This is a genomic window from Cobetia sp. 14N.309.X.WAT.E.A4, assembly GCF_030397495.1.
GTDB lineage: Bacteria > Pseudomonadota > Gammaproteobacteria > Pseudomonadales > Halomonadaceae > Cobetia > Cobetia marina.
In genome coordinates this window covers 69004-80387 of record NZ_JAPNXT010000015.1, presented here as the reverse complement: position 1 = coordinate 80387, position 11384 = coordinate 69004, and the positions used below count along the sequence as shown (strand labels likewise).

Below are 11384 nucleotides of genomic sequence, written 5' to 3'. Positions count from 1 at the left end.
GGCGATGAACTGCAGCACGCCGTGCGCGACGGCCTCGCGGGCGTCGGTGGTGAAGCTCAGACGGCCGGCTTCCACGTTGCGCAGCAACATGCTCTCGAGTCCCGGCTCGTAGATGGGAATCTCGCCCTGCTTGAGGCGCTCGATCTTGGCGGCGTCCACGTCCATGCACACCACATCATGTCCCACATCGGCCAGGCAGGTACCGGTGACCAGGCCTACATAACCGCTTCCGAAAATCGTGATCTTCATTGAATGTCATCCTTGTTGGCCTGACGGCCATCTCGAGTGTGAACGCAATGCGCCAAAGCGATGCATGAGCGATACCGGTCGGGGCGGATCTCCACTGCAGGGAGACCGTGAACCACTGACAGATCGCCCCTCGGCCCGAATCCGGCGTGACGTTACCCAACCCACTGACGGGCAACGTCAGTGGGGAGAGAGAAAAGCGCAGAGACTGCCATCCATCGGCGTCTGCCCATGCCGATTCGGGCGTACGTGTGTGTCGCGCGGGCGACTAGCGGAAGAAATTGCCGACGAAGGTCGCCAGATAGCCGCGCTTGAAGGCGATCGGGGCCTTGCGAACCAGGAAGGCCAGTGCCAGCGGCGAGAAGCGACTGCCAGTGACCCGAGCGAACATCCGCCCCTTGGTGCGCGCCTTGGCGGGCGAGCTGTAGAAGTCGCTGCCGGAGGTGACCCCCGCATGGGCGACGATGCCCAGATTGGCGCGCATCAGGCGCGCGCCCTGACGGCGAGCATCGCTCATCACGATGAATTCCTCGCCGGAGGGTTGTTCGGTGCCCAGCCCGAACTGCTCATCGAAGCGGGCATGGAACTGGCAGAGATCCAGCGCCATGTCCACCGAGCGCACGCGAGCCAGTGACATCAGGGTGTGGGCCTTGAAGGCGACCGGCGGTGCCGGACGATCCGGGTCCCGTTCGTGCAAGGGGAAGGCCTTGACGTGCGGGAAGCTGATCGCCGCCGCCTCGGTACAGGTGAAGGCTTCCATCACCAGCGACACGGCCTGGGGATGCAGCTGGACATCGTCGTCCAGGATGTAGGCGTAGCGTGTCGGGCAGGCCGCCAGCGCGATGTTGCGGCTCTTGGAGAGACCACGCCCCGCGACCGCCAGATACTCGAAACGGCTGTCGAAATGGGCCAGCACGTACTCGCGGAAGATATCGCGCTGCGCCTCGTCCTGATGGGCTTCCGACAGCTGATGCACGATCAGGAAGCGGGCGCCGGGCAGCTCGTCATAACGCGGCACGCTGTAGATCCCGGCATCCAGGGTCGAGATCAGGAAGGTCAGTTCCGGCACCTGACGACGGGCGCTGTCTTCCACCTGACGCTGATGCTTCAGCACACGAGCACGGGATTCCTGCATGGGGCGGCCTGCATGACGAGCGGGATCGACGGAGATAGTTTCATCAACGATGTTTTGCATAACCGTTCACCGCGTAATGGACAAAGTTGCGACTGGCGCTGATCACATCCATCCCCAGCACCTCACGATACAGACGCCACTGGTAGGCGGCGGCCTTGAACTTGTTGGAGGACACGCTGCTCTCGCGACGCGTGTAACGCGCCAGCGGCTCGGGCATGCCCTGCGCCGGGCCCAGCTGACCGATGATGATCAGCCACAGCGCCAGGTCCTGACGCTTGCGGATGGTCGGCATGTAGAAACGCCCGAAGCGCCCCGCGTCATAGATGGCGGTCAGACAGCCGATGGAGTTGGAGCGCAGCATGTCGTCACGCGTCAGACGCGCCGGTGGTGCGAAGTGGGAGACATGGTTGCCCTGCTCATCCACCATCTCGTAGCCGGTGTAGGACAGGCCGGCACCGGTCTCCTGCATGAAGGCGATCTGGCGTTCGATCTTCTCCGGCAGCCAGGCATCATCGGCGTCCAGGAAGGCGATGTAGCGGCCCTGGGCCTCGGCGATGGCACGGTTGCGGGCACGCCCCGGCCCGCCGTTGGTGTCGGTCTCGAGGATGCGGATCTCGACGTCGCCGGTCTCCAGTGCCGCGAAATCCTCGCGCAGTCGCGCGGCGGCACCATCGGGTGAGGCATCGTCGCTGATCAGGATCTCGCGCACCGGCTCGCTCTGGGCCAGCACGGAATCGACGGCGGCATGCAGGCGGCGGTCATAGCCGTAGTTGGGCATGATGACGGACACATCAGCCATGGGCCTTCTCCTTGGAATGAGGCGAGTGGGATCCACTGACGCTGACGCCGTTCACGAATGCGCGCTGGCGCGAATCGGCCGGCACCAGGCGCGTGATCAGGCGTTGATAGTCCGGCAGCACCGCATCACGGCTGTAGTGGGCAAAGCTCTCGCGTGCGGCCTTCGAGAGATGCAGCAGGCGATGGTCGTCAAATTCGAGACGCGCCAGTTCATGCGCCAGCTCCTGCACGATCTCCACCTCACCGGCACTGTCCGCTTCGGCACTCAGCACGCCATCGACATCGTGGCGAATCAATGCCAGCGGGCCTGAGCGCACCGGGCGTGACAGGCACGGCAGGCCCTCACGCTTGGCTTCCAGCACGTTCATCGGCAGGCATTCACGCTCGGACGTCAGCAACAGCAGACGGGCTCGGCGCAACTCACGCGAGACGTCCTGCAGCGCGCCGGTGAACAGCACCCGGGTATCATCCGGCACGCTGTCGTCGTTGGCGCCCTGGAAGACCTTCAGCCCCAGCTCGTGGCACAGCGCCAGCAAGGACTCACGTTCCGGACCATCCCCGACCAGCACCAGACGCCCGCGGCGGTAACCCGAATGGGCAAAGGCACGGATCGCCAGATCGACACGCTTGATCGGCGCCAGACGCCCCACCATCACCACGTCGGCCTGACGCTCGCAATCGGCGCGCGTCTCGCGCTCCGCGAGATCATCCAGATAGTTGGGGATCACCGTCGGTTGCAGACCACGCCGCCGCCAGCATTCCGCATCCACCTCGTTGAGCACCTGCAGGACATCGAGATGACGATAGAGCAGGTGCTTGATGACGCGCTTGGCGCGACGATCGTGATGGTAGGCGCTGTGCTCCTGGGCGATGACGCGGGTCAGCGGGCGCGAATTGCCCGCCTCGTCACGGCCTCCGGTGCCACGTGCCGCCAGCTGGGCCGCCAGATGGAAGGCGAAGTAGCCGCTGACCATCACCTCGATGCGCGCCTCCAGCATCAGACGACGCAGATGCGTCACCCAGTGGCGGAAGTTCTTGCGCGTACCAGTGGCGGGCAGTCCCAGAGTGCGGTATTCGACACCCTCGAGACGGCCCCAGTAGGGCTCGCCTTCACGCACCGACACCAGCGTGACCTGATGGCTGTCGCGCAGATCACGCGCCAGGCCGTGCATCACCTTCTCGACGCCACCGCAGGCGCTGATGTCCTGGATCAACAGAGCGACATGGGCCATGTCAGACTCCTCGCACGACAGGCTCGCTGTCGTGGGTGGCGTGCTCAGCGGCCGGGGCATCCGCGGCCACGGGGTCCGTCGCGGCAGGTGCCTTGGTAGCCGTCGGCGCCGGATAGGCGTCGTCATTGAGCTTGAGCTCACGCTGACCCCAGACACCGGCGCGTCCCGGTGCGCGGCGCAGGAAGTCCCGCGTGATGTCGGCGGTGATCGCCAGCTTGTCGGCGATGACGCGCTCGGCAAGTGCCGGGAAGGCCTTGTCGGCGACCAGCGCCTCGATGTCGGCCACGATGCGTGCCGGGTCGAAGTTCTCGATGTCCTGAACGCTGTCGCCGAGCCCGAAGTCACGCATGATGCCCGGCGCCTTGGGGCCACAGTAGGACAGCGCGTAGACCGGCGTGCCGGACATCAGCGCGAAGATGACCGAGTGGAAACGCGTGCCCACCAGGAATTCGGCGTCGCGGTAGAGATCCACCAGCGCATCCGGGCTCGGGTCGCCCTGCACCAGCTCGATGCGCGTGGCGAGCTCCTCGCCCCCGTCAGCGGCGGCCAGTGCCTTCTGCAGGTGATCGAACACCAGCTGGGAGATGCGCTGGTCATTCTCGATATCGGTCGGGCCCAGCACGTGCGGCACGATCATCAGGCGCTCGATGCCCAGACGCTCCCGGGATTCCAGCAGTGAACGCGACAGCACCTCGACACGCTCGGCGAAGGCCTGCTGATCCAGCCCCCACCAGTCACGCAGGGTGATCACGGCATAGGGTGAGGCCACGCCGCCCGGTGCCTTGACCTCGGCATGTTCATCGCTCGCCCGCGGGGCCATGGCGAAGGCCATGTCGGTGCCCAGCAGCGCATGCGGCAGCTTCGGGTCGGCCTTCTGGGTCATGGCGTGGGTGATCTCCTCACGCGAGACCACCAGGCAGTCGCTCAGGGTGCGCAGGAAGAAGCGCTCCTGGGCCGGCGTCTTGAACGGGCCGAAGGAGTGGCCCAGCAACAGCACGCGCTTGCCGGCCTTGCGCGCCAGCATCACCGGCGCCAGATAGCCGATCAGCGCCAGCCAGGAAGACAGGGTCTTCTTGAAGCTGCCGTTGTGGAAGATATGACCGCCCTTCACCACCACCAGGTCGGCACCGTCGATGACATCGTTGCCGCTCTTGCCCTGCTTGCCGAATGCCATCTTGGCCCCCAGCCCCAGCAGCGAGGTGACGAAGCGCAGCTTGTCACGCATCGGCGGCATCAAGGGCTGACCGACGGTGACGCGCTCGCGGTAGCGGCGACGAATGTGGCGGAACGGCCCGCGCTCGGTGGCGAACACCTGGTCATCGATGGGCAGGATATCGATGCGATGGCCTTCGGCCTTCGCCACGCCTTCACCGGAGACATCGCTGCGGCCGTGTTCGGCATCGATCAGCTGGTCGAGGAAGTCGATGGTGCCCATCAGGATGGCGGAGTCGCCCTTGTTGTCGTCATGCCATCCGTGCGTCATGCATATCTTGGCCATGCTGTTCGTCCTTCTGTCCGTAATGTCGCTGTTCGGTGTGCACGATGCCCGGGCATCGCCACGTGAAATGTCGTGTACTCGTCGGCCCCAAGGCCGAACGTCAAGGGCTGGCCGTCGCGGCCGCCTCTTGCTGGCGAGCCGGCTGGAAGAGGATCGCCATCGCCAGCATCACCAGCTCCGCGGTGACCGGCACGCACAGGAAGAGGTGGTAGAGGTCGATGCCCAGAAGGCTGCCGCTCTCGCCGGACGCGTTGCCGAGCGAGTGATTGAGCGCGGCGATCGAAAGGCCCCCACCGACCACCAGAATGGCCCCGGTGCTCTGGCACAGCAGGCGCTTGCCATTCAGGCGCACTGCCGCCAGACGCGTGAAGGCGCAGGTGACGAAGGCGTGCACCAGGTAGACCAGCGCGAAGGCGCGCAGTGTCATGGTCAGGCGCGGATAGGCGCCGCTCAGGAAGTGCTCGGCCAGCCACGGCGCCACCAGTGCCAGACCGCCCGCCACCGGCAGCGCGAAGCCGCTGGCGATGATCAGGTATTCCTTGAGGCGGCCATCACCCTGGGTCAGCTTGGGCAGGTAGTAGCGATACAGGCTGGTGGGGAAGACATAGAGCGCGAACACGATGGAGGTCACCACCGAGACACTGGCCACCTGGGCGGGTGCGAAGGCGAGCCCGGCCAGAATCACCCAGGCCTGCAGGTAGGCGAATGACATCAGGTTGTTGTAGAGAAAGCCGCGTCCACGCGCGAAGTCCGCCTTGCTCGGCAGGCGACTTGAGCTTGCGCCATCGCGGCTGGCAGCCGCCGCCCGGGCATCCGCCGCCGCGTCATGTGACAGCCACATGCCCAGCAGCATCACGATGACCAGCGCGAGGGCACCGACCATCACGAAGGTGGCCACCGGTGCCAGGCCGAACATGCCGGACGGCGTGGTCAGCTCGGCGCTGAATTCGGCGCCGGTCAGCAGCGCGACGCCCTGATGATAGAGCGCCGGACCTGCCGCGCAGGCCACCGCGATCGCCACCGCCAGCGAGATCAGCACCGTCATCAGATTGACGCGCCCCAGGCGCTCCTGACGCTGCAGGCGCGAATTGACCATCTGCAGGCCGACCTGCTCTACCCCGGCACGCAGGGCACAGAAGGCGAAGATGAAGGCAGACAGCCCCAGCAGCGGTGCGATGCCCACGGCGAAGGCGATGGCCAGCAAGGCGTAGAGGCCGATGCCGACGCCCATCCAGCGGCGCAGCGCCGCGCCACTGGCACCATCTTCGGTGACCAGCAGCACCTCGTTGCCGCCCATGCGCGCCAGCACGCCCAGCAACACCGCATAGTTGAGGGCCAGGGCATATTCCCCGAAGGCCTCGGGCGCCACGGCTCGCGCCAGCAGCAGGCCCGCCGCGGACGACAGGCCACGCGCCATCAGGTTGAACAGCGAGAAGATCAGCGCTTCGCTCATGACTGACCTCCATTGCCGACCACCAGTGCTTCATCGCTCAAGAAATAGAATTGGTAGTTGTTCAAGAAATCATGATCCTGATTGCCGGCCGCCACCTTCAGCGACATGAAGAACAACGCCATCATCAGCGCACCGCTGATCAGACTGGGCAGCAGCTTGTCGCGGAAGTGCTCGATGACGTCACAGATGACGAAGATGGCAAACGGCAGGAAGTAGTAGCTGGCGCGGGCCACGTGCTCACCATAGGTGATGAACAGGGTGTAGAGCGCCACGCCGATGAACATCAGATTGAAGGCCCAGGGGTCCAGTGACAGGCGGAAATGCTTCCAGAGTCCCAGCGTCCCCAGGCAGATCAGCAGATAGATGACATAGAGCTTCTGCCCGCCCCCGGAAAAATCCTCGAAGTAGTGGGCATAGAGCCCCAGCGCGCTGAGTGCGCTCTTGGCCAGCGGTCCTGCCACGAAACACAGCGGCAGCAGCCCCAGATAGACCCAGAAGGGATAGGCGCGTCGCAGCAGCGGGTAGAGCACCAGCAACGGCAGATACAGCGCCAGGGTGTAGTGGAAGCTGGTGCCGACGAGCATCAGCACCAGCGCCGGCAGCCGCATGCCACGCTCCAGACAGGCCATCGCCACCATGAACAGGGCGATCGCCACGTGCTGCTTGACGAAGCCGAAGGCCGAGAGATAGATCAGCGGCAGGCAGACGAAGAACAGCAGGCACCAGGCCAGGTTGCGGCGGCTCATCACCAGCGCGGTGACGAAGCACGACACGTAGAGGAAGGCGGTGATGAAGAAGAACAGCTGCGGTTCCCCCCAGGCCCGAGCCATGCGCGCCAGTGCCGCCGGCGCGGGTTCGAGGAAGCTCAGGTCGACCTGCCAGGTGGCCATCTGGCGATACGAGAAGTAGTCGTATCCTGCGTCGTAACGCAATGCCATGAACGCCAGACACAGCCCGCCACCCAGCCAGGCACCCACCATGCGGGTGCGCTCGCTGGCCGCCAGTGGCAGAACTGCCACCAGCAGGGCCATGAAGCCGACGTAATAGCCACTGACGGTCAGCATGCTCAGCGTGCCCCGAAACCGGTCAGCATGGTCTTGATGGTACGACCGACGATCAACAGATCCAGCCACACGGAGAAGCGCTTGATGTAGTAGAAGTCGTGCTCGAGCTTCTCGCGCGTCTCGTCAGCGTCGGAGGCGTACCCCTGGGTCACCTGCGCCCAGCCGGTGATGCCCGGACGTACCACGTGACGGTAGTTGTAGAACGGGATCTGTTCGGCGAATTCATTCACGAACTTGACCTGCTCCGGACGCGGACCGATGAGGCTCATCTCGCCCTTGAGCACGTTGATGAACTGCGGCAGCTCATCGATGCGGGTCTTGCGGATCACGCGGCCGATACGGGTCACGCGCATGTCGTTGGCCTGGGCGAACTGGGCACCGGACTTCTCGCTGTCATGGCACATGCTGCGGAACTTGAACATGCGATACGGACGACCGCCCTGACCGACACGCTCCTGCACGAAGAACACGCCACCCGGCGAATCCAGACGGATCAGCACGGCAGTCACCAGGCAGATCGGCAGCACGAACGGGGCCACCGCCAGCACGGCCAGCACGTCGAACAGACGCTTGAACAGCTCATATTCACTGTTGGGTGCCAGCTGACCGAAGCTGTTCTCGCGCACCTGGTTCAGCTCCACGCGACCGGTGAGCGACTCGCGCACTTCACTGGCGTCGTAGACCGGAATGCGGTTGAGCACGCAGTTGGCCAGGAAACGCTGCCACTCGGCCGGCATCTCGGCTTCCAGATCCGCGACCACGCCGTTGTAGCGCTCCTGGCCCAGGTCCGGTGCGCGCATCAGGTTCCAGCGCGCCCCACGAGTGGTGAACAGGTTGCGATAGTCACCGAACGGCACCACGGCCAGCTTGCGGATGCGGGTGCGCTGCTCGGCCCAGAAGCCGATGGAGCAGATCAGCATCGCCGCGAGCCAGGAGCTGCCCAGCACGATACGGCTGAAGCGCAGATCCAGCGCGATCAGCACGCTCATCGCCAGCAGATAGCTGATGGTGATGGCCGGCAACACGTAGGCGAATGCCTTGGCACCGGGGTAGCGCGACATGTGACGAATCGCCTGCAGCGCGAGCAGGAAGCCACCGCTGGCCGCGATGACGCTGTGCATGCGCATCTCGCTGACCCAGGGGCGCAGGCCATTGATCAGCAACAGCGGGACACCCACCGCCAGAATCAGACCCACCAGCGCCTGACACAGCGAGTTGAACATCAGACGTTCGTACATGCGCGAATGTCGCTGACGCCCCTCGAGTCCGGTCGTCGCTGGATTTGTCGTCGTGTTCATGTGCCTGTCTCCCCCTTGGTTTGCGTTCGAGTGGTGTTTCCGTTCATCACACCCGGTGCCGTCTCCCGCCGCCCTTGCGGCCTGCACCGGTCTATCGCAAATCGTGCTGTCTTCTCATCACGCCGCATGCGCCCTTCGGGCCGGCATGCCGCGCCGTGTCGGTGACGTGGTGTCGAGTGACACCGGGTCTTGCGATACGTCGTCTTCCGCCTGGGTGTCTGTTGACGAGCTGTCATCAGACATAGGGGCGTCGCCGTGGATGGCAAGTCAGCACTCACGTATTTGCGCCGCCTTGATACTGGTAGTCGTGATAGCTGTAGCCGTAGCTGTAGGCCGTGGTCGCCTTGCGCTCGACGGCGTTGAGGATGGCGCCATCCACGCTCACGCCACTGGAAGCGAAGCGCTCCAATGCCGCTTCGATTTCCTTGGGCGAGTTGTGCATGAAGCGCGTCACCATCACGCTGACGCCGCACAGCTTGCCGACGATGGCTGCATCGGTGACCGCCAGGATCGGCGGCGTATCCACGATGACCATGTCGAAGTTCTCGCTGGCCCACTCGAGCAGCTCGGAGAAGCGCGCCTGCAGCAGCAACTCGGAGGGATTGCTCGGTGAGGTGCCGCGAGCCACGTAGCAGAGGGTGTCCGGCGTCTCCCCGCCTTCACCGACCACCGCCAGGCTCTCGTCGGCGATGCTGCGGATGATGGCGCTGCGCTCCACCTTGCCGAGCAGGTAGTCGCTCAGCCCCGGTGCCACGGCGCTCACCTGTTGGCCCGCCATACTCTGATGCACGTGACCACGGCGCATGTCGGCGTCGATCACCAGCACGCGGTTGCCTGCCTGGGCACAGACGGCGGCCAGGTTGGCGGACACGAAGCTCTTGCCGATGCCCGGGCTGGGGCCGCAGATCATCAGGCGGTTGTCGGGAGCTTCCATCATCGCGAAGTGCAGGCTGGTACGCAGACCCCGCAGACCCTCGATGGAGAGATCCGCCGGATTGCGTACAGCCAGCAGGCCAGGCGCGGCATTGCCGGCCGCCGCCGTGGCGCCCTTGCCGAGCTTGAAGGAGGAGAAGCGCTTGATGCCTCGCGCCAGGCGACGATTGAGGCGCGCCTGCTCCTCGGAGAGCGGCAGGGTCGCATGCACGTTGAGGCCGAGATCGGAAAGCTCCGACGGTGTCTCGATGCCACGATGCAGCAGCGAGCGCAGCAGCACGAAGACCACACCCAGCATGGCGCCCAGCAGGGTCGCGATCACCACGATCATCGCCTTGCGCGGGCTGACCGGGTGCGGCTGCGCCACGGCCTCATCCAGGATGCGGATGTTGCCGATGGTGCTGGCCTGGGCGATGTTCATTTCCTGGGTCTTGTTGAGCAGCTGCACGTAGATCTGCTGATTGACCTCGACTTCACGCTCCAGACGCAGGATCTCCTGCTGGGTGTCCGGAAGATCCCCCACCTGCTTCTCGAGCTCACTGCGCGTGCGCTCAAGATCCGCGCGCTTCTTGCGCAGTGCCACGTAGCTTGGGTGACTCGGGTTGAACTTGCCGGAGAGCTCCGCTTCCTCGAGCTGGGTCTGGTTGAGCTGGTTGTCGATGTTCACCAGCTGCTCGAGCACCGACTTGGTCTCGAGATCCAGATTCACGCTGTCACTCTTGCCGCGATAGGCATTGAGACGCTCTTCGGCCTCGGTCAGCTTCTTGCGGACGGTCGGCACCTGTTCCTTGAGGAATTCGAGCGACTTCTCCGCTTCCGCCGATTGACGGTCGATGTTCTGCTGTTGATAGGTCTCGGTGATGCGCTCAAGCACCTGCTGGGTGCGCAGCGGATCTTCCCCCACCAGAGCCAGCCCCAGCACGCCGGTCTCCTTGCCCATCTCGGCCACCGCGAAGCGCGCGCGCAGCGCATTGGTGGCTTCCAGAGTGGACTGGTGCATCAGGGTGAACTCGGCTCCCTCGCCCGCGGTGAGCGAGGTCACCTCGAGACTCACCTCGCCCAGCGGCCCCTCGAAACGCTCACGCTTGCCCACCGAGCCTGTGCCGAGCACCTTGCCGTCGTAGCGCAGTTCATAGCGGCCCTGCTCACCCGAGCCGAGCGTCACCAGCGTCAGCGGGACGTTGTCCCAGGCCTTGGGCACGGCCAGGCTGGCCACTTCCAGTGACTCGCCGGCCCACACCATGCTGGAACCGGACAGCCAGCTCGGGCGCTCCACCTCGTGGCTGCGCAGGAAGGTCCCGATCACCGGGTACTGGTAAGGCTTGACCACCAGATCCAGCTGCTCCTTCTTGACGGTCTCGCCCAGCACCAGGCGCGAGGTGATGATCTGGATCTCGGATTCCGACGGCGGCGCCTCCCCCCGCAGCATGCTGGAGACATCCCGCAGCGGATTCATGTTGCTGCCACCATCCTCGACCTGCACCAGCGCGTCGGCCTTGTAGATCGGCGTCGCCAGCAGCGCATAGAGCACCGCCAGCACGGTGAAGGTGCCGGTGATCAGCGCCAGCGTCAGGCGGCTGTCATACAGCTGACCCAGCATGCGGCCCAGATCGAGACTGGTGCGCGCCGGTACCGCTGCGGGTTCGGTGGCCCCCGTCTGACGGGAGGAATGGGCATTGCGAATCGACATCGTTGAGTCACTCTCCTGGTGTCCTGCCCGTGCATCG

General features: G+C 64.9%; 9 protein-coding genes. All 9 read right to left on the bottom strand.

Features of this window, described 5'->3' with window-relative positions; genetic code table 11:
• The coding region (locus tag OW493_RS16180; RefSeq protein ID WP_279875942.1) for a 2-dehydropantoate 2-reductase N-terminal domain-containing protein at positions 1–249 on the bottom strand (249 nt) is incomplete at its 3' end.
• Positions 250–514: 265 nt separating this feature from the next.
• Positions 515–1381: a glycosyltransferase family A protein gene (locus tag OW493_RS16175; protein ID WP_289864898.1), complete on the bottom strand. Its 867-nt coding sequence runs from the start codon at positions 1379–1381 to the stop codon at positions 515–517.
• A gap of 43 nt (positions 1382–1424) precedes the next feature.
• Positions 1425–2180, bottom strand: a complete 756-nt coding sequence (locus OW493_RS16170) for a glycosyltransferase family 2 protein (protein WP_077374105.1) — start codon at positions 2178–2180, stop codon at positions 1425–1427.
• Positions 2173–3411, bottom strand: coding sequence for a glycosyltransferase (locus OW493_RS16165; protein WP_289864897.1), 1239 nt, complete (start codon positions 3409–3411; stop codon positions 2173–2175). Before OW493_RS16165 ends, OW493_RS16170 begins: the two co-directional genes overlap by 8 nt.
• Position 3412: 1 nt before the next feature.
• Positions 3413–4909 carry a polysaccharide pyruvyl transferase family protein gene (locus OW493_RS16160; RefSeq protein ID WP_289864896.1) on the bottom strand — a complete coding sequence of 499 codons (1497 nt, stop codon included), beginning with the start codon at positions 4907–4909 and terminating at the stop codon, positions 3413–3415.
• A gap of 100 nt (positions 4910–5009) precedes the next feature.
• Positions 5010–6362, bottom strand: a complete 1353-nt coding sequence (locus OW493_RS16155) for a hypothetical protein (protein ID WP_289864895.1) — start codon at positions 6360–6362, stop codon at positions 5010–5012.
• Complete coding sequence (locus OW493_RS16150; RefSeq protein ID WP_077374117.1) at positions 6359–7426, bottom strand: EpsG family protein; 1068 nt, start codon at positions 7424–7426, stop codon at positions 6359–6361. Before OW493_RS16150 ends, OW493_RS16155 begins: the two co-directional genes overlap by 4 nt.
• Positions 7427–7428: 2 nt before the next feature.
• Positions 7429–8724 (bottom strand): sugar transferase, encoded by a 1296-nt coding sequence (locus tag OW493_RS16145; RefSeq protein WP_240499683.1) that lies wholly within the window; start codon positions 8722–8724, stop codon positions 7429–7431.
• A gap of 274 nt (positions 8725–8998) precedes the next feature.
• Positions 8999–11347 (bottom strand): polysaccharide biosynthesis tyrosine autokinase, encoded by a 2349-nt coding sequence (locus tag OW493_RS16140; RefSeq protein WP_289864894.1) that lies wholly within the window; start codon positions 11345–11347, stop codon positions 8999–9001.
• Positions 11348–11384: the final 37 nt, after the last annotated feature.